Annotated in this window: 33 protein-coding genes and 4 tRNA genes; 14 read left to right on the top strand and 23 right to left on the bottom strand. The window is 51.2% G+C overall.

Going from position 1 to position 26915, the window contains the following annotated elements:
• Positions 1 to 2 precede the first annotated feature (2 nt).
• From ACJJI3_RS01425 to ACJJI3_RS01395, 7 genes are all read right to left on the bottom strand, one after another.
• Positions 3 to 290 carry a nuclease domain-containing protein gene (locus ACJJI3_RS01425; protein WP_444941231.1) on the bottom strand — a complete coding sequence of 96 codons (288 nt, stop codon included), beginning with the start codon at positions 288 to 290 and terminating at the stop codon, positions 3 to 5.
• The gene (locus ACJJI3_RS01420) at positions 287 to 736 is read right to left on the bottom strand and encodes a NinB/YbcN family protein (protein ID WP_444941230.1); all 450 of its coding nucleotides are present in this window, start codon (positions 734 to 736) and stop codon (positions 287 to 289) included. Before ACJJI3_RS01420 ends, ACJJI3_RS01425 begins: the two co-directional genes overlap by 4 nt.
• Positions 729 to 1226 (bottom strand): hypothetical protein, encoded by a 498-nt coding sequence (locus tag ACJJI3_RS01415; protein ID WP_444941229.1) that lies wholly within the window; start codon positions 1224 to 1226, stop codon positions 729 to 731. Before ACJJI3_RS01415 ends, ACJJI3_RS01420 begins: the two co-directional genes overlap by 8 nt.
• A 113-nt stretch (positions 1227 to 1339) precedes the next feature.
• Positions 1340 to 1585, bottom strand: coding sequence for a hypothetical protein (locus ACJJI3_RS01410; RefSeq protein ID WP_444941228.1), 246 nt, complete (start codon positions 1583 to 1585; stop codon positions 1340 to 1342).
• Positions 1586 to 1612: 27 nt separating this feature from the next.
• On the bottom strand, positions 1613 to 2326 hold the full coding sequence (locus tag ACJJI3_RS01405; RefSeq protein ID WP_444941227.1) for a helix-turn-helix domain-containing protein: 714 nt from the start codon (positions 2324 to 2326) through the stop codon (positions 1613 to 1615).
• 2 nt (positions 2327 to 2328) lie between these two features.
• A complete protein-coding gene (locus ACJJI3_RS01400) occupies positions 2329 to 2538 on the bottom strand; it encodes a hypothetical protein (protein WP_444941226.1) in 210 nt (69 codons plus the stop codon).
• 343 nt (positions 2539 to 2881) lie between these two features.
• Positions 2882 to 3181 carry a transcriptional regulator gene (locus ACJJI3_RS01395; RefSeq protein ID WP_444941225.1) on the bottom strand — a complete coding sequence of 100 codons (300 nt, stop codon included), beginning with the start codon at positions 3179 to 3181 and terminating at the stop codon, positions 2882 to 2884.
• Between the two features lie 74 nt (positions 3182 to 3255).
• On the opposite strand from ACJJI3_RS01395, the gene ACJJI3_RS01390 reads away from it, so the two are divergent.
• Complete coding sequence (locus ACJJI3_RS01390; protein ID WP_444941224.1) at positions 3256 to 3963, top strand: LexA family protein; 708 nt, start codon at positions 3256 to 3258, stop codon at positions 3961 to 3963.
• A gap of 12 nt (positions 3964 to 3975) precedes the next feature.
• Here ACJJI3_RS01390 and ACJJI3_RS01385 read toward each other — a convergent pair whose 3' ends face one another.
• On the bottom strand, positions 3976 to 4599 hold the full coding sequence (locus tag ACJJI3_RS01385; protein ID WP_444941223.1) for a hypothetical protein: 624 nt from the start codon (positions 4597 to 4599) through the stop codon (positions 3976 to 3978).
• Positions 4600 to 4781: 182 nt separating this feature from the next.
• Between ACJJI3_RS01385 and ACJJI3_RS01380 the strand changes: the two genes are divergently transcribed.
• The 11 genes from ACJJI3_RS01380 to ACJJI3_RS01330 all read left to right on the top strand — a co-directional run bounded on the left by ACJJI3_RS01380 (position 4782) and on the right by ACJJI3_RS01330 (position 11516).
• Positions 4782 to 5486 carry a hypothetical protein gene (locus ACJJI3_RS01380; protein WP_444941222.1) on the top strand — a complete coding sequence of 235 codons (705 nt, stop codon included), beginning with the start codon at positions 4782 to 4784 and terminating at the stop codon, positions 5484 to 5486.
• Positions 5487 to 5532: 46 nt separating this feature from the next.
• A complete protein-coding gene (locus ACJJI3_RS01375) occupies positions 5533 to 6273 on the top strand; it encodes a hypothetical protein (protein WP_444941221.1) in 741 nt (246 codons plus the stop codon).
• The gene (locus tag ACJJI3_RS01370) at positions 6273 to 6773 is read left to right on the top strand and encodes a siphovirus Gp157 family protein (protein ID WP_444941220.1); all 501 of its coding nucleotides are present in this window, start codon (positions 6273 to 6275) and stop codon (positions 6771 to 6773) included. The genes ACJJI3_RS01375 and ACJJI3_RS01370 overlap by 1 nt, the downstream gene beginning before the upstream one ends.
• Before the next feature lie 19 nt (positions 6774 to 6792).
• Positions 6793 to 7476 (top strand): hypothetical protein, encoded by a 684-nt coding sequence (locus ACJJI3_RS01365; protein WP_444941219.1) that lies wholly within the window; start codon positions 6793 to 6795, stop codon positions 7474 to 7476.
• 82 nt (positions 7477 to 7558) lie between these two features.
• Complete coding sequence (locus ACJJI3_RS01360) at positions 7559 to 7714, top strand: hypothetical protein (protein WP_444941218.1); 156 nt, start codon at positions 7559 to 7561, stop codon at positions 7712 to 7714.
• A gap of 2 nt (positions 7715 to 7716) precedes the next feature.
• Complete coding sequence (locus tag ACJJI3_RS01355) at positions 7717 to 7956, top strand: hypothetical protein (protein WP_444941217.1); 240 nt, start codon at positions 7717 to 7719, stop codon at positions 7954 to 7956.
• Positions 7956 to 8474: a single-stranded DNA-binding protein gene (gene ssb / locus ACJJI3_RS01350; RefSeq protein ID WP_444941216.1), complete on the top strand. Its 519-nt coding sequence runs from the start codon at positions 7956 to 7958 to the stop codon at positions 8472 to 8474. Before ACJJI3_RS01355 ends, ssb begins: the two co-directional genes overlap by 1 nt.
• A gap of 406 nt (positions 8475 to 8880) precedes the next feature.
• A complete protein-coding gene (locus tag ACJJI3_RS01345) occupies positions 8881 to 9105 on the top strand; it encodes a hypothetical protein (protein WP_444941215.1) in 225 nt (74 codons plus the stop codon).
• 271 nt (positions 9106 to 9376) lie between these two features.
• Complete coding sequence (locus ACJJI3_RS01340; RefSeq protein ID WP_444901213.1) at positions 9377 to 9991, top strand: hypothetical protein; 615 nt, start codon at positions 9377 to 9379, stop codon at positions 9989 to 9991.
• Positions 9992 to 9999: 8 nt separating this feature from the next.
• Positions 10000 to 10284, top strand: coding sequence for a hypothetical protein (locus ACJJI3_RS01335; RefSeq protein ID WP_444941214.1), 285 nt, complete (start codon positions 10000 to 10002; stop codon positions 10282 to 10284).
• A gap of 14 nt (positions 10285 to 10298) precedes the next feature.
• The gene (locus tag ACJJI3_RS01330; RefSeq protein WP_444897931.1) at positions 10299 to 11516 is read left to right on the top strand and encodes a site-specific integrase; all 1218 of its coding nucleotides are present in this window, start codon (positions 10299 to 10301) and stop codon (positions 11514 to 11516) included.
• A 99-nt stretch (positions 11517 to 11615) separates the two neighbouring features.
• Here the strand turns inward: ACJJI3_RS01330 and ACJJI3_RS01325 are convergent.
• The 11 genes from ACJJI3_RS01325 to uvrB all read right to left on the bottom strand — a co-directional run bounded on the left by ACJJI3_RS01325 (position 11616) and on the right by uvrB (position 21908).
• A tRNA-Pro gene (locus tag ACJJI3_RS01325) sits at positions 11616 to 11692 on the bottom strand.
• 114 nt (positions 11693 to 11806) lie between these two features.
• Positions 11807 to 12175 (bottom strand): MerR family transcriptional regulator, encoded by a 369-nt coding sequence (locus ACJJI3_RS01320; RefSeq protein ID WP_108733836.1) that lies wholly within the window; start codon positions 12173 to 12175, stop codon positions 11807 to 11809.
• On the bottom strand, positions 12156 to 12461 hold the full coding sequence (gene ihfA / locus ACJJI3_RS01315) for an integration host factor subunit alpha (protein ID WP_108733837.1): 306 nt from the start codon (positions 12459 to 12461) through the stop codon (positions 12156 to 12158). Before ihfA ends, ACJJI3_RS01320 begins: the two co-directional genes overlap by 20 nt.
• 129 nt (positions 12462 to 12590) lie before the next feature.
• Positions 12591 to 14966 carry a phenylalanine--tRNA ligase subunit beta gene (pheT, locus tag ACJJI3_RS01310; RefSeq protein WP_444941213.1) on the bottom strand — a complete coding sequence of 792 codons (2376 nt, stop codon included), beginning with the start codon at positions 14964 to 14966 and terminating at the stop codon, positions 12591 to 12593.
• 129 nt (positions 14967 to 15095) lie between these two features.
• The gene (pheS, locus tag ACJJI3_RS01305; protein WP_282932052.1) at positions 15096 to 16109 is read right to left on the bottom strand and encodes a phenylalanine--tRNA ligase subunit alpha; all 1014 of its coding nucleotides are present in this window, start codon (positions 16107 to 16109) and stop codon (positions 15096 to 15098) included.
• Between the two features lie 193 nt (positions 16110 to 16302).
• A complete protein-coding gene (gene rplT, locus ACJJI3_RS01300; RefSeq protein WP_108733840.1) occupies positions 16303 to 16662 on the bottom strand; it encodes a 50S ribosomal protein L20 in 360 nt (119 codons plus the stop codon).
• A gap of 36 nt (positions 16663 to 16698) precedes the next feature.
• Positions 16699 to 16893 carry a 50S ribosomal protein L35 gene (rpmI, locus tag ACJJI3_RS01295; protein ID WP_020413351.1) on the bottom strand — a complete coding sequence of 65 codons (195 nt, stop codon included), beginning with the start codon at positions 16891 to 16893 and terminating at the stop codon, positions 16699 to 16701.
• 146 nt (positions 16894 to 17039) lie between these two features.
• Positions 17040 to 17579: a translation initiation factor IF-3 gene (gene infC / locus ACJJI3_RS01290; protein ID WP_282934667.1), complete on the bottom strand. Its 540-nt coding sequence runs from the start codon at positions 17577 to 17579 to the stop codon at positions 17040 to 17042.
• Positions 17580 to 17606: 27 nt separating this feature from the next.
• Complete coding sequence (gene thrS / locus ACJJI3_RS01285) at positions 17607 to 19535, bottom strand: threonine--tRNA ligase (RefSeq protein ID WP_444941212.1); 1929 nt, start codon at positions 19533 to 19535, stop codon at positions 17607 to 17609.
• Between the two features lie 110 nt (positions 19536 to 19645).
• Positions 19646 to 19722, bottom strand: a tRNA-Val gene (locus ACJJI3_RS01280).
• A 176-nt stretch (positions 19723 to 19898) separates the two neighbouring features.
• Complete coding sequence (uvrB, locus tag ACJJI3_RS01275; protein ID WP_444941211.1) at positions 19899 to 21908, bottom strand: excinuclease ABC subunit UvrB; 2010 nt, start codon at positions 21906 to 21908, stop codon at positions 19899 to 19901.
• Positions 21909 to 22149: 241 nt separating this feature from the next.
• On the opposite strand from uvrB, the gene ACJJI3_RS01270 reads away from it, so the two are divergent.
• Both ACJJI3_RS01270 and ACJJI3_RS01265 read left to right on the top strand, forming a co-directional pair.
• Positions 22150 to 22225 (top strand) — tRNA-Asn (locus tag ACJJI3_RS01270).
• 46 nt (positions 22226 to 22271) lie between these two features.
• A tRNA-Asn gene (locus ACJJI3_RS01265) sits at positions 22272 to 22347 on the top strand.
• Positions 22348 to 22463: 116 nt separating this feature from the next.
• On the opposite strand, the gene ACJJI3_RS01260 is transcribed toward ACJJI3_RS01265, so the two are convergent.
• The 4 genes from ACJJI3_RS01260 to pyrF form a co-directional block, all read right to left on the bottom strand.
• Positions 22464 to 24416 carry a polysaccharide biosynthesis protein gene (locus ACJJI3_RS01260; RefSeq protein ID WP_444941210.1) on the bottom strand — a complete coding sequence of 651 codons (1953 nt, stop codon included), beginning with the start codon at positions 24414 to 24416 and terminating at the stop codon, positions 22464 to 22466.
• Between the two features lie 53 nt (positions 24417 to 24469).
• Positions 24470 to 25351, bottom strand: coding sequence for an MraY family glycosyltransferase (locus ACJJI3_RS01255; protein WP_444942533.1), 882 nt, complete (start codon positions 25349 to 25351; stop codon positions 24470 to 24472).
• A gap of 357 nt (positions 25352 to 25708) precedes the next feature.
• A complete protein-coding gene (locus ACJJI3_RS01250) occupies positions 25709 to 26017 on the bottom strand; it encodes a ComEA family DNA-binding protein (RefSeq protein WP_444907759.1) in 309 nt (102 codons plus the stop codon).
• A 141-nt stretch (positions 26018 to 26158) separates the two neighbouring features.
• Positions 26159 to 26866, bottom strand: coding sequence for an orotidine-5'-phosphate decarboxylase (gene pyrF, locus ACJJI3_RS01245; RefSeq protein ID WP_444936272.1), 708 nt, complete (start codon positions 26864 to 26866; stop codon positions 26159 to 26161).
• Positions 26867 to 26915: the final 49 nt, after the last annotated feature.

The raw sequence follows: 26915 nt of genomic DNA, 5'->3' as shown, positions 1-26915 counted from the left end.
GGTTACTCCTTTATCAATCCCTTTTCCCGCATCTTGCTTTGGGTTTCGTATAGCGCTCTAAGCTTGCTGCGCTCCACCTCAGCCTTTGAGATGTCCGTCTTGCTCCGACCATCAATAACGTCATGGCAATTGCTACAGCCATATACACCCCACCAATCAGGAGACTTGCGGGCTAGACCTGCATTGCTAGGCAGATGGCAAAGCACCACCGTTTCAGGATTGCTGTTGCAGTGAGGAAACAACCTCAAGGTGCAATCTTCGCCTCTGGCAGACTTGCGAATTTTGTTCATTGCTCCCCCCTCTGCATTAGCTTCATGAATTCACCTTCCCCTGGCACGGTTAGAAATAATCCCCGCTCGGTTGCCCAGGCTAGGTGCTGGTCCATCATCTGGAGCATCACTCCCTTGTCACCACTGGCGGTCTTGTAGCGCTCACCATTTGCATCAAGCCCTACATGCTGACTGACAAATAACTCGTGCGCGTCTTGAGCATTGAATGGGCGCTGCCCATACGGCTTACCTCCTTTCATGCAGAGAGGCATGGTTGCACCTCTCGCTGCCATCCATTCGGCTGTTTCGCTCATCCACATGCGCCAAGTTTTCTTCATGGGCCAGCTGTTGGGGTTGTGCTGATGCCACTTGAACAGCCAAGGCCTACCTTCCAAGTCCAAGCTCTCAATGAACTGAATCAAGCGTGACTTACTGAATTCATCACGAACCAACTCTTCGCTAGGCATACCTTGGATCTCCTTCATATATTCCCTTAAGGTGCCCTCGTACCTCCATTCGGCGCAGAGCTGAATACATCATTTGCGTCTCTGCTCGCTTGTGACCCTCAAATGGCTTTTTGTTCCACCAGTCACAATTTCCTGGACAACCGTGGACTTTTTTAATCTGCCTCGGCAATGCGTATAGAAGTCCCCAACCCTCTGGCAAGTCCTCCTCGCGAATTACGTCAGGTGGACACATGTAAAACCGCCAATCACCCATACCTTGTGCTGGGTCTTGCCGGAATTTTTTACGCTTATCAGCAAGGAAGTCAGAACGGCTAGCTTTGCACTCAATAAGCAGCGACAAACCATCACGCCAACCAATTGCGTCAGGTTGCTCGCCGGTATAAGTAGTCGCCCGAAATTCATCACGGAAGACAACTCCGCACCCTTGAGACTTGAGCCAATGCTCTGCGCGATTAACTAGCTCTGCATGTGTAGTAACTTGCTCAGCCATCCACTCTCCCCCCTACTCCAGCCCAATCAAAAACCAAACACCTGAGCCAACCGCCACCATCCAGAGAAAGAGCTCCAGAAAGAAAACTGCTTTGGTTGGGACTGGCTCATTCCTCACGCGACTTCTCGCATACTTTCTGAGTATTCTTGAAGCCGCTGGCGAGCCTCGCTCAAGCTCTCCTTGTGAAAGCTACCCAGGTAGTTGATATCGCCCCACTCGATGCGCTGCTGGGTGCGGATGGTGTTTGCAAACATCACATCCACTTGGTCGTCTCGCTTAGTGCGGAATACTGCTAGCGGGCTGCAGGGCTCAGTGGTTGAGATTCGCTGAAGGGCTTCTGGAATGGTGGCTACGGTCATGGGTATCACTCCTTGATGGTTCTAGGTTTACCAGTTGGTATCAGTGAGTATTTCGGTCACAGATCGGTCTCGGGTCCGCCCCTGCTGCATGGATTGAGCGTGCGGCTGCTGTCCTTGGTTCTCGTGATTTAGCAGCCACTGGAATTGGAATCCTCGCCAACCGCGCTCACAGCAAATGGCAAGACAGTGGTCAACGCTGTAGCCGTGTTGGCTGGCTAGATGAAACTGCTTAGCAATCTGGTTGACAGCGGTTTGAGTGAGCGGCGCCTTGCGAACTTTTTTCCAATCCTCCAGAACTTCCTTCCCTGGCTCAGTTGGCCAAGATGAAAAATCTAATCCCCTATTAATATTTTTAGGTTCTTTTAGATTCTTTTTAGATTCGTGGTCCGTTTTTGGTACTGGTCCAGTTCCGTTTTTGGTACTGGTTTTGTCCGTTTTTGGGCCTGGTCCGTTTTTGGGACTAGTACCGTTTTTGGTACTGGTGATTTGGCCAAAATTCAAAGTGAATTGATTGCTGGAGCCGCTCGATTTGAGGCGAATAATCAGGCTAGATTCTTCCAACTGCTCCATTGCAGAAATTACAGTTTTGCGGTTGAGGCCAGTAGCTTGAGCAATGTACGCAATGGATGGATTGCACTGCCCGTTTGCCTCATTGTGGCAATTGGCAAGAGATAGCAGCACTAACTTGTGCGTAGACTTCACGCCCTGCTGCCATGCCCAGAAAGTGGCCTCAGCGCTCACGGCTAACTCTCCTTCACTTCAATAAAGTCAGAGGGAGTCTCTGAGGCTCTCTGAGGATTAAAAACTGAGTCGACAACATCACCACACAGCTCAGCTATCTGCTGGCGCCGGCTCTCGTCAGTTTGTAATTCACTGTAATTTTTCGGCAGCTGGGCAGGAATTGTTTTACGCGGCTCATTTTGAGTTAGCGCATTAGAAGTTTTATCAGACATACAATGCCCCTTTCTTTTGCTCTTGATGTGTGAACCGTTTTATTTTTTATGGCACTTCTACAGCAGGGAATTTAGATCTTTCTAAAACGCGCGGACTTTGGAGAGGACCGCCATACTCGTAAGGGCTTCTTTTAAATCTGCCGGAGTCTGAGCAACGTAAACAGGTAAACATGCTTCAACCATGATTCGTAAAAGCTGTTCATGGCCGATACCCAGCTCCGTCGCCCTGGACTTAAGTTGATCGAAGTCCGACTGCTTAATTCTTAAATTGCACTTTCTTAAGCTGGTCTCCATTGCTATTACCTAAACCATCCTTGAGTTAACGTTGTTTTCAGCTCTTCGGCTAGCTTTCACCTTCAGGGTTTTCACTTACACTCTCTGTAGGTCGAAAGTATTTTTCTGGGAGTGAAGAGGCACCATAAATATCCGGGCGTAGCTCATATCGAGTGACTGCACCGCCTGTGGCCGCTTCAATAGGGCGACATCGACCTGGAGGGATTGGTCTCACATTTTTAAACCATTGGGTTATTACAGGTGGCTTAACTCCGATACTCCTCGCCAGACCTGATTTGCTACCCACAATTGCAACAGCCCTCTCCAGGGCTTCTAGGTTGACGCTGTTATGAGCTTTGTGCGTTTTCATAACTCAAATATAAGGCAATGCTTTACTTTTATCAAGCATTGCCTTTCAGGCATGTTATCCACTTAAATCAGGCAATGCTTGAAGGTGAAAAGCTCGGAAGAGCTATAGAAGAGGCCCGGAAAATCAAGGGCATTAATAAGGCAGAACTGGCACGCCAGTTCGGGGTCTCGAGCCAGTCTGTTCAAGGCTGGGTGAAAACTGGCCGAATAAAGAAATCAACACTTTTAGAGCTCATTGCTTACTTCGGTAAGGATGTTAGCCCGGAACATTGGGGGCTAACCAAAGCCCCGCTTGGCTACCCTACTTCAGGCTCAAAAAGCCAAACCAATATTGGTGAAGAACGCGGCCCCTACGATTTGAATTTGCGGGAGGGCCCTCCGATAAGGGGGAAGGTTCCGCTAATCTCAACCGTTCAGGCCGGCAAGTGGATGGAAGTAATAGACAATTTCCAACCGGGCGATGCCGAAGAGTGGCGTGAAACAACTGCTAATGTAGGTCCAAACGCATTTGCGCTCCGCGTTGTGGGTGATTCAATGACATCCTTAGCAGGCGTTAGCATACCCCACGGGTCAATAGTGATTGTTGACCCTGATGCCGCTTACTGTAACGGGTCAATTGTAGTTGCCAAATTGATGGACGTTCAGGAAGCGACACTAAAGAAGCTGGTCGTAGATGGCCCAAACAAATACCTTAAACCACTAAACCCTGCTTATTCTCCAATACCTATAAATGGCAACTGCCAAATTGTTGGAGTAGCCAAAAAGGTAGAGTATGACCTTTAACGCTAAAGAAGGTTAACCTGAAATAGGGGCACCAGCTTTTATCGCCTGCACTCGGGCCATAAACTCCCTCAAAGAGAGTAATGCTGTTGGTTGCCCCCCAGGAATGCGCTCTTCTGAAAAAACGGAGTCCTCGTAGCCATCTCCGCTATGGATTCTTATCCGCACATCTTCAGCGGCTAACATTTCTTCCAGCAGCCCAATAGGCACGGCAACTGAGTTAGTGCTTGTGGTGTAAATTGTCCTAGAAACACTATTCCATCCACTGTTCGAATGGTCCGTGAGTTCAGCTGTCTTGAATGAGTAGATACTTCCAGAGATATTTACCTCTAGCCCAGTTAGATTTACGTGTGCAGAGTCCATAGAACTGCTAGAGCTATACTCCATAATTAGGGCCAAATACCCTGGAGACAAACTGTTCCAGCGAGCACCAAGCTTATATGAGTTCCCCATTAGTCGTTTAGGGTTATAGAGGAATTGCGGTGTAACCTCTACGACTTTTGCGCCATCGAAAGTGGAAACTTTCTCAGTAACTACGCCCTGCCCGCCCATCTTAGACATCGCATCTGCCATTCCTGTGCACCCGCTCAGCGCCATTACTGCCAAGAAGACCAATAAGCAATAACTTATCATTTTCATTCTGTAATCCCTTACGCTTTTAAAACACTGAGAGTACCAGTTGCCTTCCTCGCAAGAAAGAAAGCCCCCCTCTAATCAAATAAAGCTCCAGATAAGGTAAATGACGCCAAAAATAAGGCATTGCCGTTGCTTTATATAAAGCATTGCTTTACATTTGCTTTAACAACTTAGGGAGAACCCCCATGTTTGGAAGCAGCTCAACCGCCCCCGCCGAAGACGCTCTCAACGCCCATGAGAATCACCAAGACTCTCTGCCGGACGAAACCGCAGCTGATGTAGGGCGCGTTGAGGCTGGCATTGCTGAATACGTCCTGGAGTGCATTCTCTCTGGTGATAACGGTCGCCCACTCATTGAAGCCATGTATCGCCGCCGCTTTCTTGAGATCGCTCTCGATGAACTCGACAAGTTCCAGTTAAAGGACATCCTCCAGTGCGCGACCGCAAACGAGAAATTCTCTCGGAGCTGTGCATTAAAGCTGGCCAGGGAGTACCGCGAGGAACTTGAACCGCGCGCAGCAGAAGAGGGGCACATCGAAGGCCACCCACTTTCCCGCCGAAAGCCCACACAAGACGAAATTGAAAACACCGTATTTTTCATTGAGATGCACCTATTCCGCGAAACGGGAGCACTCAGCAATGAGTCGGCGCTAGCTCGGAATCTACTTGATAAGCACATTGGAAAGTTTCTCGAAAAATACGCTGAAGATTGTGATTCAACCGGAAACGGAAAAATTGCTGAAATTGCCATCGGCGGCGACCACACAGAGGCGGGTTACCAATATCACTCCATAGCGATGGAAACTGTGAGATTTATTGCTGAAAAATATTTCTGGCGATTCGCGCACGCTGCCCGTGATGCTGGTTACCTTGAGTTGCCAAGTTCTTAAATAACTCAAAATTACTAAGCCCCCTCTAATCACAGGAGCGAGAAAAATGTCTGAGAATCTAAGCATCTGGCAGCGAGTAAAGAAAACTGACGCTCGCTTTGTAAAAGAGTCAACTGTAGATGGCCGCAAAACTGCAAGCATTAACCACATCGCCATGGTTGAGAAAGCTACCGAAATATGGGGGCCAATTGGAATTGGCTGGGGTTATGAAATTATTGAAGAACGAGACGACCAGGGCGCGCCGGTAATTCTTGAAGGCCAGGAAATTGGCCGTAACCTCACCCACACAATCAGGCTGCGCCTCTGGTACAAAATTGACGGAGAGCGCGGCCACATAGAGAACTATGGCCACACACCCCGCATCTATTGGTCACATAAAAACAAGTATTTTGTCGAAGATAAAGAGGCGGCCAAGAAATCACTTTCTGACGCTTTAAAAAAGTGCTTTTCATTCCTCGGCTTCTCCGCAGATATTTACAGCGGTGAATGGGATGACCCCGAGTACCGTCAAGAGCGCCAGTTGGAAAGCCAGATCGACAAAGCGGAAGACAAAGACTCCGCCCGAGACAAACAAACCAAAGAGCTTACTGAGTACGTACAGAAACACCTGAAAACATTGAAAAGTTCCCGCCGCCTGCATGAAGCCGCCGGGATATTTAAAACCTCAATCAAGCATCTTGAGCGGCAAAGAAATATGCCGCACCTAACTGACGTTGCCAATAAAGGAATTACCGCCCTAACCCAAACCTACGAAGCACAAAAGGAACAACTCCAAGGAGCTGCATAATGACCGCATTAAAGCTGTACGAAATCACCGACCAAGCCCGCGATCTGAAGCAACTGGCCGAAGATAACGATTTAACCCCAGCGGATATTGCCGACACGCTGGAAGGTATCGAGCTTGAATTCAATGAGAAGGCTATTCAAATAGGCAACCTTCTCATGAACTTCACCCCCTTCGAAAAGGGACTTGATGATGAAATTAAGCGGTTGCAAGCCAAGAAAAAAGCTCTGCAAAACCGCCGCAATTCAATCACCGAATATCTCCGCTCAAATATGCAGGAGTGCGGCATAAAGAAAATCGAATGCCCGGTGTTCACCATCTCCCTGAAAAAGCCAATAGCCAAAGTTGAGATTGAAAACGAAGACGCCCTGCCCGGCGAATACGTCACTGTGAAAAATACATTCACACCCGACAAGAAAGCCATTTTGTCCGCCCTTAAAGAAGGTCAAGAAATTCCAGGGGCTCGATTAGCTGAAGCTAAACCAGCACTACAAATTCGCTAGAACTCTCAAGGATAGGAAAATGGAACTACAGAAACTCGTCACCGAAAGTCTTGGCAGATACATTGATAGTGGAAAACTGGAAGAATCAATCGATTCGAAAGTTGAAGCAACCATTGTTGGAATTCTGGATTCAGTACTTAGAGAGTACAGCGATTTTGGACAGTCTTTAAAAAAGGCTATTGAAGATAAAATCTCTATCTGTACAAACCAAATAACCCTGCCCGAGTACAACAAATATATTACCGACATGATCGGTGAGCTGTACATCAAAGCTCTCCATGAGCAAGCAGGCGCACATTTAAAACCACTACTTGATAAGGCTCTAAAACCTGTTCCATCCGTAATGACATCTAAAGAGTTCTTGGAGCTCATTAAAAAGGAATGGCAAGAGGAGCACCTTCATAATGGGCATGAAGAAATAATACTGGAGTGGGAGCGATCCGAATATTTCACATGTGTAACAATCCTCCATGGTGAATATTCATTCAATAATATTGAGATTTCACTTTATAAAGATCGCGATGAAGAGCATCACTACATCTCGATTATCCGAGAGGATGGCAAAAACTTTAGAAGAGGAGTGCAGGCCCACACAGTTAATTACGGGCTTCCCGGTGAACTTTTCAAGCTGTATGCCCGCAGAACAATGATAACGGACCTAGAAGAGATCTACGACGAGTCTATTTATCTTGATTGCAATTAGCGGAAGCTAAACCTGCACCACAGATACGTTGACGCGCGAGGCTAGCGCCGCTGGTACGGGGCGCATTTTTAGGGAGAAAGATATGTTTTCAGGAAGAGGTTTATCGCTGGCTGCACTGCAACTAAGCCTTATCAGCAGAGAATGGAACAGCATTATTCAGTCAGAACCGAATCATTATGCAGGAAAAGCAAACAAACTAAGTCAAAAGGCAAGGCGTAAGCGGGCTAAGTGGAATTAACTATGGAAATCCAAAAAATGAAGAGATTCGCCATATTTTGCGGCACTTACAACCTGTTAATGGGTGGGGCTAAGGATTTTCGTGAGTCAGTAGAAACACTGGAAGCCGCCCATAAAGTAGCGAAGCAAATCGCCAAGACAGAAGTGTTTAAGCAGTGGGTGCAAATCTTTGACAAGAAAGCTGATGAGCTTACCACCTACACCATAGTCGATGGTGAGCTGAAGGAACAGGAGTGCAAGTGATGGCAAGAGGTATTAATAAAGTCATATTGATTGGCAATCTAGGCAATGACCCAGAGACCAAATATATGCCCAGTGGTGGAGCGGTAACCAATATCAGCCTAGCCACTAGTGAAAGCTGGAAGGATAAGCAAACCGGCCAACAGCAAGAGCGCACCGAATGGCACCGCGTAGTCTTTTTCAATCGCCTTGCAGAAATAGCCGGTGAATACCTCCGCAAAGGGGCGAAGGTTTATGTCGAGGGCTCACTGCGCACACGGAAGTGGCAAGACAAAAACAGTGGTCAGGACCGCTTCACTACAGAAATTGTCGCAGCTGAAATGCAGATGCTTGATGGTCAGCAGAATGGCGTTCAGCAGGGCCAGGGATTTCAGCCGCCCTCCCCTATGGCCCCGCAAAACCAACCGCAACAAAGACCGGCGCAAGGTCAGGGGGCACACCCAAACAGACAGCAGCCACCTAACTCCATGGGTGGAAGGAATGATTTTAACCAGAATTTTGATGACGACATTCCCTTTTAGGAGATAGCTATGGATGACTTTTGGAGAAAGCACTATTCATGGATGTCGGGTGGGCAATGGAAGTGCTTTGAAATGCTCTGCGACTTGTTTGGTGGCCCTCACCATATAAGGAACAAAGTAAAGCCTTGCGGCAGCGGAATCGAGATAAATGAACCTACTCACAATAGACTCGCGACCTTTGATTTCAACCATCTTACTCGCGCGGTTGTAATGGCTCATGACCGAGCAATCAGATTTGCAATTGAACCAAGTGGCCCAGGCTTGCTAAGGCTAGTCCTTCACTTCCGAGGAAGCAGGACGGGCCGAATGTATGAGCGACACCCAACCATGGAAGAGGCTGTTGAAGCTGCTCGTAAATAATCACACCAATCTGGGCCGCTAGTTCAGGGCCCCCAAGGGGGTTCAAATGGAAATTTCAAAGTTTCCTCTAAATAAACAAGCATCAGCAGTAATAGCAGAAGTTAAAAAGTTTGTTTCCGCATTCGAAAGGATAAAGAACAGAAAACCCACAGGCGTGGCAGTTGATACCGATAAATTCAAAATGGTTCAACGCGCAATAGTTGCCGAATTGCGAAGACAGAAAAAAGGGGCCGCATCCGCAAAGGAGATTACCCCCCCCCCGATGTGCTGAGTGTTGAGGGGGTCGATATCTACCCGTTTGCAGCCTGAACTAATTTCAACTCTTACTGAGCCCCTTAATTGGGGCTAGGTAGGTGCAGGGCCTAGCCCATTTAACCAATTAATAATTCAACTCAACCGAGGGTAAGAAAATGATAACGAAGGGGTAACGCCCCTAGAGTTGATCTGAGTAAGCGAACCAACAAATTTGCAAGCTCCAAATAACTCCCCCAGCCCGCCCAGTGCGGGTTTTGCGGGTGAAAGACAATATCGAGGGATATGCAATGGAACAGGAAATCATAGAAAAAATAGGGCCAAGACCCCTAGAGCCTGCATTTTCAAACGAAGACCCCGAGGGCTGGGCGGCCGTTTCAGGATGGGAAGACCAAAGAGCAGAGCTTTGGGAGAGCAAGTGCAAGGAATTACAAGCTCAACTCTCTGTCGCCCCCGTTAGATTTGAAAACCTCCTGGAGCGGTGGAAGCAAAAAGCCACGGAAATAGCCGGAACCAGCGAAGGGTTCACCTTCTACGACCCAGAATTTAATGAATTCCTGCATTGGATGTTTTCGCAGTTTCAGGTGGCCACTGAATCAACTGGAAACAGACCCACAGAATATAACTTAGCTGTCTGGCGCATGAGAGATACCGGCACCAGAAGAGCGTCATATAGATATTTTCCCTCAAAAGAGGAAGCAGAGCAGACTGCAAGCATTGAATCGATGTCACGCGATGATGGCCATTTAACGGACCTCACCCCACTTTATGAAATAAATAATGGCTCATGCAGTACATGCTGCGGGCGTGGTGAAATCGGTGGAATAACACAAGAACATCCATGTGGATATTCGGAGCCCTGCCCTGATTGCAATCCTGCGGAATCCAACTCAACCATATCATAGGTGACGGTATGAAAGCACAAACCGGAGTTGTTGAGGGCGGCCAGCAAAGGGCGCCCCAAAGCATCAATCAACTGATGTACTGGAAAGATTGGGTTAGAGAGAGCTTTGCCGGAACTCAGCCCGCACGCGAGACCGTTATAAAGTGGGTTTCAACTGGTGAAGTTGCTGGGCGCTGGTTAGGCGATAGATTATATATTTACCGAAATGGGTTTCATGACCCTTACACAATACGCACGGAAGAGCGGACAGCGGTAGAAGCAGAGCCAATCTCACCGCTACTCGCACGCAGATAACACGGAAGAAAATAATGGCTAGACCAAAAAAACCTAGATATGTAGACGGTCTGGAGTTGCCAGAAAACCTTTATACCGACCCCAAAAAGCGGGCAAACTATTGGCGCTATTTACGCCCAGATGGCTCTAGTCTCACATTCCACGGCACAACAGCCGAAGCGATTCGTCAGGCAAAACAAGCCAACCGGCAGCGCGACCTCTATGAGCGTCAGCCAGCAACAACGGATACCGTTTGGACTGCGCGAGCAGGAAGCCTGCTGGACCGCTACAGCGACTGGGTTGCCTGGATGGAACTAAACCACCCCAAACAGGCCACAGCTGCACGCTGGAGCCAAAAGCGCCGCTATGTTGAGCGTATGTGCGAACAGCTTAAAAACCCTATGCCACATGAGCTAACGCTGACAATGGTTCGCGACTGGTGGGAATCGCAAGATTATCATCCCCAACGAAATAGCCGTGCTGCCCTGCGCAGCTTTATTAATTATTTAATGCTGGAGGGCTCGGTTCCAAAACTTACATTTAATCCATTTAACACCAGTGACGAAGCCCCTAAATTAATTCCAAGGCAACGACCGGAAAAAGTACGTCAACGGCTTACCCTGCAAGATTTTTGGCGCATACACGACGCAGCTGGCGAGCTGGGTTATACAGGTCTGCAAATTGCTATGGATTTATCACTGCTTACAACTATGCGCCGCGGTGATGTGTGCAGCTTAAGGCTGGACAAGCATGTAACCGATGCAGGGATTGATAAAGGTGTAGAGAAATCAATTAATCAACGCGGCGAAGAAAGGGCTACATATTTGCGTTGGTCTTACAATCATCACCCTGGATTACGTCAAGTAATTAACCAAGCCCGACAGCTCTCCCTACAAAACTACCGATGCCCTTTTGCAGTTTCATATCAACCAAAGAAAAGACAACCCCGAGCGAAGCAAGATGAGCATTGGTGTAGATTGATGCCAGCAAGGCTATCAAATCAATTTAAAGATGCACGAGACGCCGCAGAGGTTCGCCAGGACTTACCCAGCAGTGCCAGGCCGACATTTCACGAGGTGCGCGCCCTAGCCTCTCACCTGCTCAAGAAATCCGGTCACAGCCCGGAAGAGATTGCAGAAATATGCGCCCATACGGATGCGGAAATTACTGAGAAGTTTTATCTCGGAGGGCATGAGCGAGAATACAAAGAAGTGGGTATCAGTATCGACCCGAAATTACTGATGCGGAAGTGATTGAGAGTTTTTGTACGGGGTTTTTGTACGCTTGAGAATTGGTTTTTGTACGCTCAATCGGGAAAAGTGGCTGAAAGCCGCATGAGATATGAAGAAAGATGGTCGGAGCGGCCGGATTTGAACCGACGACCACCACACCCCCAGTGTGGTGCGCTACCAGGCTGCGCTACGCTCCGATTTTAAAAAATCGTTCACTTCGCTAAGTGATTGATTTTTAAAGACATCGTGTCTCGATGTGGCGTGAATCATACCTGAGTGCGGCTGGATTGCAAGCCCAGGTTTACAGTTTTTTATAAATTATTTTTCCCCTCCAACAGGGCCACCACGTCCTTTAGTTCTGCGATCACTTCTGGCAGTACTTGCTGTAGCTGTACCACCTCTGCCCGCTCGCTGCCGGTTTCGATCTGCTGGCGGGCTCCACCAATGGTATAGCCCTCTTCGTACAGGAGCGCACGAATCTGGCGGATCATGATGACATCTTGGTGCTGGTAGTAACGGCGGTTGCCGCGACGTTTGACGGGTTTCAGCTGGGGGAATTCCTGCTCCCAATAACGCAGGACATGGGGTTTAACGGCGCACAGTTCACTCACCTCACCAATGGTGAAATAGCGCTTACCGGGGATTGCAGGCAGCTGAGCGTTATTGCTCGGTTCCAGCATGCTCTTCTACTCGTGTCTTGAGTTTTTGCCCGGGTTTAAAAGTGACTACCCTGCGGGCCGAGATGGGGATTTCCTCACCTGTCTTGGGATTGCGACCGGGACGCTGGCTTTTATCGCGCAGGTCGAAATTGCCAAAGCCGGAGAGCTTGACCTGCTCGTTACTTTCCAACGCATTGCGGATCTCCTCGAAGAAATATTCGACGATCTCTTTCGCTTCGCGCTTGTTAAAGCCCAGCTCTTCGTACAGTTTCTCGGCGAGCCCGGCCTTGGTCAGTGCCTCTGTCATTGGATCCTACCAATTGATTCAGAGGCGTCGACTCCAGATCGGAAGCGGCCCAAACCGCGGCGGCTTTCAACCCGGTAGCAGACGCTCTCGGGGTGCAATTCAGCCTGCACCCGAGAGCATCATGCTCTACTAGCGCAGACTAGCGTTATATTTTTCTTCTAGTTTTCCGACCACCGCATCTACAGCGGCATTGATTTCGTCGTCATTAAGGGTGCGTGACGAATGCTGAAACGTCAACCCCAAAGCGACACTTTTTCTATTTAAATCAATACCTTTGCCCTGGTAGACATCAAATATCTTGAGGTCCGTCAAGGTTTCACCTGCAACTTCGACAGCAGTTTCCACCAGGCTGGCGGCAGGAACCTCTGCATCAATCAGCAGGGCCAGATCGCGGCGCACTTCCGGGAACTTGGACAGCGGACGGAATGCGGGGGTTTTGCCCTCGCCGATCGCTTCCAGGCTCAGTTCAAATACGAACGCGGGCTTGGACAGGTCCAACTTCTTCTGCAACTGCGGGTGCAGGGCTCCGATAACCCCCACTTCGCAGTCGCCGCGCATAATCTTGGCGGTTTGGCCGGGGTGCAGCGCGGGGTGTTGGCCAGCGACAAAGCGGAATTCATCGGCTACACCAGTGCGAGCCAACAGGGCTTCTACATCGGCTTTCACGTCGAAGAAGTCCACGGCGTCTTTGCTGCCAGTCCAGTTTTCTGCGTAACGGCTGCCGTAGGCAAGCCCGGCAATCATTTGCTCCTGGTGCAATTCTGCACCCGGCACAAAGCGCAGGCCGGTTTCAAACAGGCGCACGCGGTTTTGCTGGCGATTCAGGTTGTACTGCAACGCTTTGCACAGGCCTGGCAGCAAGGTAGTGCGCATAACCGCCAGCTCGGCGCTGATCGGGTTTTGCAGGGCCACCGGGTCGGCTTCCGGATCAAACAGCGCGGCGCTGTCGCTATCGATAAAGCTGAAGGTAATCGCTTCGTAGTAACCGCGGCTCAGCAGGGTTTGCTCCAGGTTGTCCTGGGCAATGGTGCTCTCCGGGCGCGGGGCGATTTCCAGTTCGGCAGTAAAGCTTTCGCTGGGGATACGGTTGTAGCCGTATACACGGGCCAGCTCTTCCAGCAGGTCTGCTTCGATGGCGATATCGAAACGGAAGCTGGGGGCGAGGAAGGTCCAGCCTTCGTCGTTCTGGTCGATTTTTTCCAGGCCCAGGCGGGTGAGAATATCGACGATTTCGTCATCGGCCAGCTTGATGCCCAGGCCTAATTCTACTTTCGCACGGCGCAGGGTAATGTGGCGCTCGGCGGGCATAATTTCAGTCAGCTCACGCACGTGTACCGGGCCGGGTTCACCGCCGACGATATCCAGCAGCAACTGAGTAGCGCGCTCCACCGCTTTCTCTTGCAGGTGGTAGTCCACGCCGCGCTCGAAACGGTGGGAGGAATCGGTGTGCAGGCCGTAAGAGCGAGCCTTACCGGCAATGGCCAGCGGGCTAAAGAAGGCGCTCTCCAGGAAGATATGCTGGGTGCCTGCGGTCACGGAGGAATCCAGGCCACCCATTATGCCGGCCATCGCCAGAGGTTTTTCCTCATCGGCAATTACCAGAGTGCCCTCTTTCAGTTTGACTTCCTGGCCGTCCAGCAGGGTCAGCTCTTCACCGGCTTCCGCCATACGCACTTTGATGCCGCCGGAGAGTTTCTCCAGGTCGAAGGCGTGCATGGGCTGGCCCAGTTCCAGCAAAACATAGTTGGTAACATCTACTACCGGGTCGATACTGCGCAGGCCGCTGCGACGCAGGCGCTCTTGCATCCATAGAGGTGTTACCGCTTTGATATCGATATTGCGAATAACACGACCTACGTAGCGCGGGCAAGCGGCTTCGGCCAGCAGGGATACGGGCATGCTCTCGTCGATCTGCTGGGGTACCGGAGCAACTTCCGGGCCCTGAACGGCGCAGCGATTCAATACACCCACTTCGCGAGCAATACCGGCAACACCGAGGCAGTCGGAACGGTTCGGGGTGAGATCCACTTCGATGGTCTCATCGTCCAGCTGCAAGTATTCGCGCAGATCGGTACCGGTGGGTGCGTCTTCTGGCAGTTCCCAGATACCGTCATTGTCTTCGCCCAGTTCCAGTTCGGTCTGTGCGCAGAGCATACCGAAGCTCTCTACACCACGGAGCTTGGCTTTCTTGATTTTAAAATCGCCCGGCAGCTTGGCGCCTACCAGGGCAAAAGGAATTTTGATTCCGGTGCGCGCATTGGGAGCACCGCACACAACTTGCATTTCACCGTCGGGGTGGCCAGCGACTTTGCACACGCGCAGCTTGTCCGCATCCGGGTGCTGCTCACAGGCGACAATCTCACCGACAACCACTCCGGAGAAATCGCCCGCAACTTTTTCTATACCATCCACTTCCAGGCCGGCCATGGTGATTTGATCGGCCAGTTCCTGCGTGGTGAGTTCCGGGTTTACCCATTCCCGCAACCAGGAGTTGCTGATTTTCATAGTTGATCTCTTTCTGTATTCCGTCAGCGCAACTTGGTGCGCATTTCGCCTGGGGCTATTTCGCCTCCCAGGCCTCCACAATTCGACTGCTGTTGCGAAGGGCCATTGCCATTCGCGCTGTCACTTGGCTTAGAACTGTTTCAAGAAGCGCAGATCGTTATCGAAGAACAAGCGCAGGTCGTTGACGCCGTAGCGCAGCATGGCGAGGCGCTCGATACCGATACCGAAGGCAAAGCCGGAGTATTTTTCGCTGTCGATATCGCAGGCGGCGAAGACATTCGGGTGCACCATGCCGCAGCCGAGAATTTCCAGCCAGCCGGTGCCGGAACATACGCGGCAGCCTTCACCGGAACAGGCGGTACACTGGATGTCCGCTTCTGCGGAAGGCTCGGTGAACGGGAAGTAAGACGGACGGAAACGCACCGGTACTTCCGCTTCGAAGAAGGCGCGCAGGAATTGGTCGATGGTGCCTTTCAGGTGGGCGAAGCTGATGTTCTCGCCGATTACCAGGCCTTCTACCTGGTGGAACATGGGCGAGTGGGTGACATCGGAGTCGCAGCGGTATACGCGGCCCGGGCAGATAATACGCAGCGGTGGAGACTTTTTCTCCATGGTGCGGATCTGCACTGAGGAGGTGTGGGTTCTCAGTACGGTGGTGGGGTCCACGTAGAAGGTGTCGTGCATCGCGCGCGCGGGGTGGTGCGCGGGAATATTCAACGCTTCGAAGTTGTAGTAGTCCTGTTCGACTTCCGGGCCGTTTTCAACGGAGAAGCCAATGCTCGCAAAGAATTCTTCCACGCGCTTTAAGGTGCGCGTAATGGGGTGGGCATTGCCCTGCTCTTCGCCCCGCCCCGGCAGAGTGACATCAATGGTCTCTTCGGCCAACTTCGCGTTGATAGCGGCCTGCTCCAGCATAGTGCGGCGCGCGTTAATTTTTTCCTGAACCTGCTGCTTGGCTTCGTTGATCTTGGCACCCGCCGCCGGACGCTCCTCAGCCGACAGCTTGCCAAGGCCTTTCAGCAGTGCCGTCAGCTGGCCCTTTTTGCCCAGGTAATCAACACGCACCTGATCCAGTGCGGCGAGGCCATCGGCCTTCTCCACCAGCTCCATAGCCTGCTCGGTGAGGGACTGCAAATCTTGCATCGAACTGTTCCCGTTTGAATCCAACTTCGATTAATTTTTTCTGCTTTGTTCGGCCGGTACTCTCTGTACCGGAGGGAATTTCCCCAGGCACCGCCACCGGTAAAAAATAGCGGAAACTCCATAAAAAAATAGGGAAGGGCCACTACAGCCCTTCCCTATTTTGAGTATTCAGTTTTACAACTGAAGTGACAGCTTACGCTGCCAGGGCTGCCTTAGCTTTTTCAACTACGGCAGCAAAAGCGACTTTATCGTAAACAGCCAGATCAGCCAGTACACGGCGATCCAGTGCGATGTCCGCTTTTTTCAGACCTGCGATCAGGCGGCTGTAGCTCAGGCCTTCAGCACGGGACTGGGCGTTAATACGAGTAATCCACAGAGCGCGGAAGTTACGCTTTTTAACGCGACGGTCACGGTATGCGTACTGACCAGCTTTAATTACTGCCTGCTTGGCAACGCGGAATACGCGTGAACGCGCACCGTAGTAACCTTTAGCCTGCTTCAGAATCTTCTTGTGACGACGACGCGCCTCTACACCACGTTTTACACGGGCCATACTTCTATCCTCTTAAACCTTTGCGATTTGGGCCAATTACTTGGCGCGCAGCATACGATCGACCAGACCAGCATCAGACTTGTTCATAGTCTGGGTGCCACGCAGCTGACGCTTGCGCTTGGTGGTCATCTTGGTGAGGATGTGGCTCTTGTTAGCGTGCTTGTGCTTGTAGCCCGCAGCCGTCTTCTTGAAGCGCTTGGCAGCGCCACTGTGAGTCTTTGCTTTCGGCATTTTGTACTCCAAAGTTAATATTCGCCTGTAAAACAGGCACCTTTAGTAACTGCCGACAACCGAAGTTACCGGCACTGCGAGAGTGGGGAGGCAGCCGTCGCCCAACCACTTCTCAAAGGAGATCCCGGGAATGACTTCCCCAAACCTCACTTTTTCTTTTTGAGCGGAGCAATCACCATCAGCATTTGACGACCTTCCATTTTCGGTCGCTGCTCTACGGTGCCCAGCTCTTCAAGGTCCTTTTCGATGCGCTGCATCATTTCCATGCCCAGCTCTTGGTGAGCCATTTCGCGGCCACGGAAACGCAGGGATACTTTGGCCTTGTCACCCGCTTCCAGGAAGCGGGCCAGGTTGCGCAGCTTGATCTGGTAGTCACCGACATCGGTGCCCGGGCGGAATTTCATTTCCTTGATCTGCTGCTGCTTCTGCTTCTTCTTGGCGGCATTCTTAGCTTTTTTAGCTTCGAATACGTGCTTGCCGTAGTCCATGATCTTACAGACTATCGGCGTGGAGTCCGAGGCAATTTCAACGAGATCCAAGCTAGCTTTCTGTGCAGCTTCCAGCGCTTCATCCAGGGAGACAATGCCTACCTGTTCGCCATCAGCGCCTATCAGGCGGAGTTCTGACGCTTCAATCTGATCGTTTATGCGGGCCTTTTTGGACCGTCCCTTAGTGTCTCGTTTAATAGCTATGGTCTCCCAGTTGCCAAGTTGTTATGCATTATCTTCTGTCAAACGGCCGCGACGATTTACGTCTTGCTCGAGGATCTCGAGGAATGACTCATACGTCATTGTACCAAGATCTTCACCGCTACGGGTACGTACTGCCACGGTCTGACTTTCTACTTCCTTATCGCCAATTACCAATAGATAAGGAACACGCTGAAGCGTGTGCTCGCGGATTTTAAAGCCGATCTTCTCGTTTCTCAAGTCAGCTGTGGCGCGGTATTGCAGCTCACCCAAACGATCTTGCAAATTGCGACAATATTCGGCCTGGCGATCGGTGATATTCATGATCGCCACCTGCTGCGGCGCGAGCCAGGTGGGGAACGCGCCTTCGTAGTGCTCGATCAGGATTCCGATAAAGCGCTCGAAGGAACCCAGGGCTGCACGGTGCAGCATTACCGGGGACTGGCGCGAGCCATCTTCCGCTACAAACTGGGCATCCAGACGGCCCGGCATGGAGAAATCCACCTGAATAGTACCGCACTGCCATACACGGCCGAGACAGTCTTTCAGGGAGAATTCGATCTTGGGTCCGTAGAAGGCGCCTTCGCCCGGCAACTCTTCCCAGGGCAGGCCAGCGGCATCCAGTGCGTCGGCCAGGGCTTTCTCAGCCTTGTCCCAGCTTTCATCGGAACCTACGCGCTTCTCCGGGCGAGTGGAGAGACGGTAGATAACGTCCTGGAAGCCGAAATCCTTATAAACGGAGTGCAGCAGATCCATAAAGTCAGAAACCTCTGACTGGATCTGGTCTTCGCTACAGAATATATGGCCATCGTCCTGTACAAAGCCGCGCACACGCATCAGGCCGTGCAGGGAACCGGAAGGCTCACTGCGGTGGCAAGAACCAAACTCCGCCAGACGCAACGGCAGGTCGCGGTAGCTGCGCAGGCCCTGGTTGAATACCTGTACGTGACAGGGGCAGTTCATCGGCTTGATGGCGAACTGACGCTCTTCACTGGTTAGGGTAAACATGTCATCGCCAAACTTATCGGCGTGACCGGACTTGCGCCACAGGCTGAAATCTACCAGCTGCGGGGTCTTGATTTCTTTGTAACCAAATTCGCGCTGACGGCGACGCATGTACTGCTCGATAGTGCTGTAAATGGTCCAGCCGTTCGGGTGCCAGAACACCATGCCGGGGGCCTCTTCCTGGATATGGAAAAGGTCAAATTTCTTCGCCAGCTTGCGGTGATCGCGCTTCTCTGCCTCTTCGATGCGACGCAGGTAAGCTTTCAGTTCTTTTTTGTTGGCCCAGGCAGTGCCGTAAACACGGGTCAACATTTCATTGCTGGAGTCACCGCGCCAGTAGGCACCGGCCACTTTGGTCAGCTTGAACGCTTTCAATCTGCCTGTGGAGGGTACGTGGGGACCGCGACACAGGTCTTCAAAGTCGCCCTGGCGGTAGAGAGAAATATCTTCATCGCTGGGGATGCTGTCGATAATCTCAGCCTTGTACTCTTCACCCATTTCGCGGAAGTACTTAACCGCTTCTTTGCGCGGCATCAGGCGGCGGCTGACAGTGATATCTTCTTTGGCTAGCACTTCCATACGCTCTTCGATCTTCTCGAGATCTTCTGGCGTAAACTGGCGCTCGTAGGCGAAGTCGTAGTAGAAGCCATCATCGATAACCGGGCCAATGGTGACCTGGGCTGTCGGGTACAGTTGTTTAACTGCTTGTGCTAGCAAGTGGGCTGTGGAGTGACGGATCACTTCCAGGCCTTCGGGCTGACGATCAGTAATAATTGCCAGATTTACGTCGGTATCAATAACGTAACTGGTATCGACTTCCTTGCCGTCTACAACGCCAGCAAGTGCGGCTTTTGCCAAACCAGGGCCGATATCAGCGGCTACATCGTGTACGGAAACCGGAGCAGAAAATTCTCGACGGGAACCATCGGGGAGAGTAACAACGGGCATTGTTTATCCTTTGTTCTCAGTGGCGATCCCTACCAAAGACCGCATGAAACTATCCATGAATTTATTCATGGAACTCTTGATCGGGATGGGCAATCCATCCTTTTGAAAGGTGGTAGACCCGGGCGGATTTGAACCGCCGACCTCTGCCATGTCAAGGCAGCGCTCTAACCAACTGAGCTACGGGTCTAAAGCTCTACAGCGGGGGAACCCTGTGCTGTGAAGAGCGCGAACTTTAGCACCGCTTTTCAGTGTTTTCAACAACTTACTGAACTTTTGTGTGAAATTTTTTAAGAGCTACCAAGCACCAACAAGGCAGTGCGGGACTATCAAAATGTAGATCCAAGTCCCGCCCTCCAGCAAGGATTATTCCACACCTTTTAAGTGGGTAATCTCATCGCGCAATTTTGCTGCTGCTTCAAATTCCAGGTTTTTCGCATGCTGGTACATTTGCTCTTCCAGCTCGGCAATTCGGGCCCAGCGCTGCTTATCGGTAAGGGCCTCAACATCCACCTTGTATTCGCCTTTACCCTCGGCAACTTTGCGGCGCCCCTTCTTGGGCACGCCGGGGGCCACCGCTCCCTCCAGAATATCCGCCACACTCTTGCGGATACCTTTTGGAGTAATGCCGTGCTCCTCGTTAAAGGCCAGCTGCTTCTCGCGGCGGCGACGAGTCTCTTCGAGAGCTCGCTCCATAGAGCCGGTGACTTTGTCCGCGTAGAGAATCGCCCTCCCCTCCAGATTTCGCGCAGCCCGTCCGATGGTCTGGATCAGCGAACGATCGGAACGGAGGAAGCCCTCTTTATCGGCATCGAAAATTGCCACCAGGGCAACTTCCGGCATATCCAGGCCTTCTCGCAGCAAGTTAATGCCAACTAGCACGTCAAACTCGCCGATACGCAGGTCCCGGATAATTTCCACCCTCTCGACAGTATCAATGTCGGAGTGTAAGTAGCGGACACGAACACCACTTTCGGAGAGATATTCAGTCAGGTCTTCCGCCATCCGCTTGGTCAATACGGTAATCAGTACTCGCTGATCGGCATCCACACAACGGTGAATTTCAGACAGGGCATCATCTACCTGGGTCAATGCTGGGCGAACTTCGACTTCCGGGTCCACCAACCCTGTCGGGCGAACCACCTGCTCGACCACTTGCCCCGCATTCTCTTGCTCATAGGCCCCTGGGGTTGCGGACACAAAAACCGTCTGGGGTGCCAAGCCTTCCCACTCCTCAAATTTGAGGGGGCGATTATCCAGGGCCGATGGAAGGCGGAAGCCATACTCCACCAGGGTTTCCTTGCGCGATCGGTCTCCGCGATACATTCCGCCGATTTGCGGCACCGTTACATGGCTTTCATCGATAAACAGCAACGCATCGCTGGGCAAGTAATCGAATAGCGTGGGCGGCGGCTGGCCAGATTCACGACCAGAGAGATAGCGGGAATAGTTCTCCACCCCGTTGCAGTAACCCAACTCCTGCATCATTTCCACATCGTAGCGGGTGCGCTGATCCAACCTTTGCGCTTCGACCAGCTTGTTGTTGCCACGCAGTTGCTCGAGTCGCCCTCGCAGCTCATCTTTGATTTCATCGATGGCACTGACGATGGTCTCTCGCGGCGTCACATAGTGGCTCTTGGGGAAGATGGTCACCCGGGGCACCTTCCTGAGCTGCTCTCCGGTGAGCGGGTCAAATATGGTGATCTCTTCGATCTCTTCATCAAAAAGAGACAAGCGCACCGCTTCCAAATCGGAGTCTGCCGGGTAGATATCGATAATATCGCCGCGCACCCGGTAAGTAGCGCGACGGAAATCCGCATCATTGCGGGTATATTGCAGCTCTGCCAGGCGCCTGAGGATAGTGCGCTGATCAACGAGATCACCGCGATCCAAATGCAGTACCATCTTCAAGTATTTGTCGGGGTCACCCAAGCCGTAAATTGCCGAAACTGTGGCGACCACAACCACGTCGCGCCGTTCAATAAGTGCCTTGGTGGCCGAGAGGCGCATCTGCTCGATATGCTCGTTTACGGATGCATCCTTTTCGATAAAGGTGTCCGAAGAGGGAACGTAAGCTTCCGGCTGGTAGTAGTCGTAGTAAGAGACAAAATACTCCACCGCGTTCTTGGGGAAAAACTCTTTAAACTCCCCGTAGAGCTGAGCCGCCAGTGTCTTATTGTGGGCCATCACAATGGCCGGCCGCTGCAGGCGCTCAATAATATTCGCCATAGTGAAGGTCTTACCCGAACCGGTAACACCCAGCAGCGTTTGATGGCTCAGACCATCATCAATCCCTTCTGACAACTGCTCTATCGCCAGAGGCTGATCGCCCGCTGGCTGATACTTGGATTCCACCTTAAAAGGTCGCGACTCCATACACTTCCCCCAACCGCTTAATCATTCATGCAACACAGGATTGTAGGCTGTCGTCATACGACCCACAATTACAAGAGAATAGCGTCCTACCCTTCCTAACTCTGACCTGCGGCATTTTGCGCATGACCCCAAAAAATAATTTCCTGACAAATCAATTAGTTAAAGATGAAAAAAGGGGTTGACCTGTTCGGAAGTGCTCTATAATATACGCGCCATCTCAACGGCACAGCCGAAAAGATATTCCGCCTTAGCTCAGTTGGTAGAGCAAATGACTGTTAATCATTGGGTCGCTGGTTCGAGCCCAGCAGGCGGAGCCAAATTTCAAAGCGCAGCTTAATTTGCGCTCTATAAATTAGATTAAATTCCGCCTTAGCTCAGTTGGTAGAGCAAATGACTGTTAATCATTGGGTCGCTGGTTCGAGCCCAGCAGGCGGAGCCAAACAAAAGCCCGGATAGATTCCATCTATCCGGGCTTTTTTCTTTTCTGCTCAAATGTTTTTTAATCTGCATAGAGCTAGCGGCCAGCCGTACTGGTTAGCCGCTCAAAATAACCAGCTAGCGGGAGCCAGCCTCCCCAGCTAACGGCAACCTCTCTACCGTCGCTCCTCCACTTGGTTTTCGCACCTGCCCCTGCCTCGACCAGACAACATCGACCAGCCCCTGCTTGGGTGAATAGCCTTTTACTGCCCGACATAGAATCCTGCGGACCTGCTCGCAATCATGAGAGCCGCACGCATCCCTGAGCTCCGAAACCAGGAGCTGCAAAGCCTCGCTATCGAGACGTTCCTCTTCAGCGCGCATAATCATTGGATGGTCCGTGCCCAGCACGTTATCCCCCAACAACAGTTCTTCGTACAACTTCTCCCCGGGACGCAGTCCAGTGAGCTGAATCTCAATATCACCATCAGGGTTTTCTTCATCCCTTACCGTGTGCCCCATCAAACGAATCAAGCGCTCAGCCAGATCGTAGATGCGCACCGGCTCACCCATATCGAGAACAAATACATCCCCATTGCGCCCCATACTCCCAGCCTGCAATACCAGCTGAGCCGCTTCGGGAATTGTCATAAAGTAACGGGTTACTTTTGAGTGGGTCACAGTTACCGGACCACCGGCATTGATCTGATCCGTGAACAAGGGAATTACCGAGCCGGAAGAGCCGATAACATTACCAAACCTGACCATACACACACGCATCTTGTTGAAGCGGCGACCAAAATCCTGGCAAATCAGCTCAGCAAATCTTTTAGTGGCCCCCATAACATTGGTTGGCCGGACAGCCTTATCAGTAGAGATAAGCACAAACTGCTCAACCCCACACTGCTCCGCAGCCTCAAGTACAGAGAGAGTGCCCAGAACATTATTGTCGGCACCAATAACAACGTTCTGCTCAACCAAGGGCACATGCTTGTATGCGGCCGCATGGTAAATTGTATGCACGGAGAAGCCCTGAATGATTTCCGCCATACGCTCAGTGTTACGCACATCGCCAAGCAGCGCGGTTACTTCAAACTGGACCCCGTCATCCTGATGCTGCTGTCGCAGCTCGCGCTCTATCTGATAGAGAGCATATTCAGAGGACTCAACAACAACCAGCCTGGCAGGCTTCCATTGCGATATCTGCCTGCACAATTCTGACCCGATGGACCCACCAGCACCAGTAACCAAAACCACCTTGCCACTGATGGAGCCAGAAACTAGCTCCTTTTGCGGCTCAACAGGAGCGCGCCCCAGGATATTTTCATAGGTCTGCGAAACATCCTCTGCCCGCCCCACACCGTCGAGCAGCTCCTCCACTCCAGGAATCGCCTTTACCACCAGACCTCGTTCTCTGAGTGCCTTGGTTATCTCCCTGCGGCGACGCCTAGGTACTCCGGGCATAGCCAAAATAACTTCTGCTATATCTTTACCTGCAACCACTTCAAGAATGTCTGCAGGGTTATACACCAACAACCCATCAATAAATGTCTTTTGCTTGGAGGCGTTATCATCAAAAAAAGCAACGGGCTTATATAGCTGCCCGTGAACCAACGCCTTATACATTTGCAGACCCGCAGTACCAGCACCATAAATGGCCACCCGGGTTTTATGAATTTCGAGCGCTGTCTGATAGTAAAGGCGGACCAACCAGCGGGACCCACCCACGGCAATAAATGCAAAGCACCAATAGATCACAGGGACAGAACGAGGAACCCCTGCAGTAGTCAAGTAGGAAAAGAGCGCCAGCATCACTGCAGAAAGGGTTACCCCTTGCAGAACCGCAATAATAGCTTTTTGCCCCATGTACCGGATAATTGTCCGGTACAAACCTAGCCGAAGAAAAATAAAACTAGTAGCGGCTAACGTTAAACCCAGGCAGGCAAACATTCGCCACTCAAGAAATTGTGCGACACCATTGAGCCGGATTGCCATAGCCAACAGAAAGGCCAAACTTAACATCAGCATATCAAATGCCAACATCAATACCGGCTTTTGGATTCTCTTTACGCCTCGCCAAACCCTTGTCACATGACTCCCCGGAATCTACCTACAAACAAAAAACCATCCTCTACAGAGGCTACTCAGACCTTCTCAAGTACGGCAACTGCTAATGCCACTGAAGAGAAGAGCACCATCACGCCCAACTGCACAACGAGCGCTTTTTTTGCTCCAACCCGAATCGCATATCTTTGATAAAAGTGCTCGCGATGAGCCTCCCACCAACGCTGACCGCCCAACATTCGCTTTAATAACGTATAAGTAGCATCCAGCCAAAAAGGTGCAAATATTAGCACCGGCATCCAAAGCTCAAACGCTCCCCGTTGCCAGCCATACAAACTGAGAGCAACCACCGCCAAACCTATACCTGTTGAACCGGCATCACCCAAAAAAATCTTCGCCGAAGGCCAATTGAAGACCAAAAAAACAGACGCACATACAGCCAGCAGTGCACAGAGCCAAGCTAGCTCAGCATCTCCATTTAAAGCGCAAACCAACCCCAGAGAAGAAAAGCCGATAAGCGTCATTGACCCCGCCAAGCCATCCATCCCATCCATAAAGTTATAGAGGTTGATAGCCCAGGCTCCAGCCAAAATGAATATTGGGTAGAGCCACCAGTCCAACCTTCCCGGTAGCGCAATTAACAGCAAGGCTACCGCCAGAAGATGAGCTGAAAAGCGAAAATGTATAGCCACACTCCTCAAGTCATCCAGGGCGGACACAGCTAACAGTAACGCAAACGCCCCCAAAACCAGCGGGGACAAATCAAGTGGGCTAGCAACTACCGCGACCAAGCAGCCAAGCAGGAAAGCCCACCCACCTGTACGAGGAACCGGCACCGAGTGCATCGAGCGATTATTTGGTATGTCGAGCGCAAAATTGCGCATTCTTACAATAAACACCGATGTAGCGCCATAGCTTGTAACCACAGCAAGCAACAGTGGAATTACCCACTCCCAAGCCACACTACTCAACCAACCAACCCCTTATCACTTTCACGCAAGCCAATCCCTCCAGCCACTCTTAACACAGACAAATATTTGCACCGCAAGCAATTACAACTTTCTACACACCCCTAAAGGAAAACCCTAGAGGTCGTCCAAGCAGAGAACATTCGCTAATGATTAAAGGAAGATCAGAGCGGGGGACAGAACACAATAAATTACGAAGCTTTGTGACTAATGTAATCCAAGAATTACATCTTACCGGGGGAAGCAGTTGAACGGTACCAAGGGGGCTCATCTATCGCGACTCTCTTGTCTATCAACTCAAAACCCCGACCGGAGGCAACTATGGACCTACCAGTCGGGACCCGTAAATCTTCAGAGCCGAATTATACCCCTGTTCTTGTCCAGGGTTGCTGCACCTACACCTTTAACATTCAACAACTGCTCTACAGATGTGAACGGGCCGTGCTCTTCTCGATACTCAACAATCAGTTGCGCTCGCGCCTCGCCAATACCATCCAATTTCTCAGCAAGCTCAATGGCTGAAGCACTATTAACATTGACTGACAGCACAACTTCCTTGGCATCAACACTCTCCAACTCCTCCGCATATGTAGAGGGGTTTAGAAAGAGCGAAACAGCTAGTGCAAAAACAACAGAAAACAATCGGTAGGTCAATTTCATGGTCAACTCCCAGTGAATTATCAGTTTCACTTTGGGACTGCAATTACCTCCCCTAAGCAACGCCATGATATCAACAGGCGACTTTCTGTCGGCTCAGGCCTAATTACACATCATTACAAACTGCGAAGCAAGATAACCATCCTAATCTGCCACTTCAGCCAGTACTGACTTTAGGGCCGCTAGGGGTTCAGAAGCCGCGGTGATGGGACGACCCACAACCAAATAGTCAGAACCTTGCGCCAAAGCTTCAGCAGGCGTCAAAGTGCGTCGCTGATCCCCGGCATCAGAGCCCGCGGGACGAATTCCTGGCGTCACCAGGGAGAAATCGGCTCCGCATTCACTTCGCAGCAGTTGGGCCTCCCGTGCGGAGCAGACTACACCGTCGAGACCGCAGGATTTAGCTTGAGAGGCCAGGTGCAACACCTGCTTTTCCAGCGGAGCAGCCACACCAACTGCAGCCAGCTCCTCTTCAGTTGTGCTGGTAAGTACGGTAACCGCAATTAATAGAGGCCTATCTTCGCCAAATTCCCGCAGAGCCTCGGCAGCAGCCGACATCATCCGCTCACCACCACTTGCGTGAACATTAACCATCCATACACCCAATTTCGCAGAAGCTTTAACAGCCTTCGCAACAGTATTGGGGATATCGTGAAATTTAAGATCCAGAAATACCTGGAAGCCCCGGTCAACCAGCGTTTTCACCAGGTCTGGACCAGCAGCAGTAAACAGCTCCTTACCAACTTTAACCCGACACAGTGACGGATCGAGCTGATCTGCCATTGCCAGTGCAGACTCAGCATTGTCGTAATCCAGAGCAACGATAACCGGAGAAGAAACTTTAGACTGCAAGAAAAACCTCATTTATTTCAAAAGCCGTCCCGACCAGGCCGCCAGCCCG

It is taken from the genome of Microbulbifer maximicatervae (SeqCode) (assembly GCF_052466985.1).
The sequence above is the reverse complement of the archived record's forward strand: the minus strand, read 5'-3'. Positions and strand labels throughout refer to the sequence as shown.

Coding starts and splice junctions, on each gene's coding strand:
- ACJJI3_RS01420 (WP_444941230.1), bottom strand. CDS start 736: ATGCCTAGCGAAGAGTTGGTTCGTGATGAATTCAGTAAGTCACGCTTG.
- ACJJI3_RS01380 (WP_444941222.1), top strand. CDS start 4,782: ATGTTTGGAAGCAGCTCAACCGCCCCCGCCGAAGACGCTCTCAACGCC.
- ACJJI3_RS01390 (WP_444941224.1), top strand. CDS start 3,256: ATGCTTGAAGGTGAAAAGCTCGGAAGAGCTATAGAAGAGGCCCGGAAA.
- pheT (WP_444941213.1), bottom strand. CDS start 14,966: ATGAAAATCAGCAACTCCTGGTTGCGGGAATGGGTAAACCCGGAACTC.
- ACJJI3_RS01330 (WP_444897931.1), top strand. CDS start 10,299: ATGGCTAGACCAAAAAAACCTAGATATGTAGACGGTCTGGAGTTGCCA.
- ACJJI3_RS01335 (WP_444941214.1), top strand. CDS start 10,000: ATGAAAGCACAAACCGGAGTTGTTGAGGGCGGCCAGCAAAGGGCGCCC.
- ACJJI3_RS01340 (WP_444901213.1), top strand. CDS start 9,377: ATGGAACAGGAAATCATAGAAAAAATAGGGCCAAGACCCCTAGAGCCT.
- ACJJI3_RS01355 (WP_444941217.1), top strand. CDS start 7,717: ATGGAAATCCAAAAAATGAAGAGATTCGCCATATTTTGCGGCACTTAC.
- ACJJI3_RS01365 (WP_444941219.1), top strand. CDS start 6,793: ATGGAACTACAGAAACTCGTCACCGAAAGTCTTGGCAGATACATTGAT.
- rplT (WP_108733840.1), bottom strand. CDS start 16,662: ATGGCCCGTGTAAAACGTGGTGTAGAGGCGCGTCGTCGTCACAAGAAG.
- ACJJI3_RS01345 (WP_444941215.1), top strand. CDS start 8,881: ATGGAAATTTCAAAGTTTCCTCTAAATAAACAAGCATCAGCAGTAATA.
- ACJJI3_RS01395 (WP_444941225.1), bottom strand. CDS start 3,181: ATGAAAACGCACAAAGCTCATAACAGCGTCAACCTAGAAGCCCTGGAG.
- ACJJI3_RS01385 (WP_444941223.1), bottom strand. CDS start 4,599: ATGAAAATGATAAGTTATTGCTTATTGGTCTTCTTGGCAGTAATGGCG.
- uvrB (WP_444941211.1), bottom strand. CDS start 21,908: ATGGAGTCGCGACCTTTTAAGGTGGAATCCAAGTATCAGCCAGCGGGC.
- ACJJI3_RS01320 (WP_108733836.1), bottom strand. CDS start 12,175: ATGCTGGAACCGAGCAATAACGCTCAGCTGCCTGCAATCCCCGGTAAG.
- ACJJI3_RS01375 (WP_444941221.1), top strand. CDS start 5,533: ATGTCTGAGAATCTAAGCATCTGGCAGCGAGTAAAGAAAACTGACGCT.
- ACJJI3_RS01415 (WP_444941229.1), bottom strand. CDS start 1,226: ATGGCTGAGCAAGTTACTACACATGCAGAGCTAGTTAATCGCGCAGAG.
- ACJJI3_RS01425 (WP_444941231.1), bottom strand. CDS start 290: ATGAACAAAATTCGCAAGTCTGCCAGAGGCGAAGATTGCACCTTGAGG.
- ACJJI3_RS01360 (WP_444941218.1), top strand. CDS start 7,559: ATGTTTTCAGGAAGAGGTTTATCGCTGGCTGCACTGCAACTAAGCCTT.
- ssb (WP_444941216.1), top strand. CDS start 7,956: ATGGCAAGAGGTATTAATAAAGTCATATTGATTGGCAATCTAGGCAAT.
- ACJJI3_RS01250 (WP_444907759.1), bottom strand. CDS start 26,017: ATGAAATTGACCTACCGATTGTTTTCTGTTGTTTTTGCACTAGCTGTT.
- ACJJI3_RS01370 (WP_444941220.1), top strand. CDS start 6,273: ATGACCGCATTAAAGCTGTACGAAATCACCGACCAAGCCCGCGATCTG.
- thrS (WP_444941212.1), bottom strand. CDS start 19,535: ATGCCCGTTGTTACTCTCCCCGATGGTTCCCGTCGAGAATTTTCTGCT.
- ihfA (WP_108733837.1), bottom strand. CDS start 12,461: ATGACAGAGGCACTGACCAAGGCCGGGCTCGCCGAGAAACTGTACGAA.
- pheS (WP_282932052.1), bottom strand. CDS start 16,109: ATGCAAGATTTGCAGTCCCTCACCGAGCAGGCTATGGAGCTGGTGGAG.
- ACJJI3_RS01400 (WP_444941226.1), bottom strand. CDS start 2,538: ATGTCTGATAAAACTTCTAATGCGCTAACTCAAAATGAGCCGCGTAAA.
- ACJJI3_RS01410 (WP_444941228.1), bottom strand. CDS start 1,585: ATGACCGTAGCCACCATTCCAGAAGCCCTTCAGCGAATCTCAACCACT.
- rpmI (WP_020413351.1), bottom strand. CDS start 16,893: ATGCCGAAAGCAAAGACTCACAGTGGCGCTGCCAAGCGCTTCAAGAAG.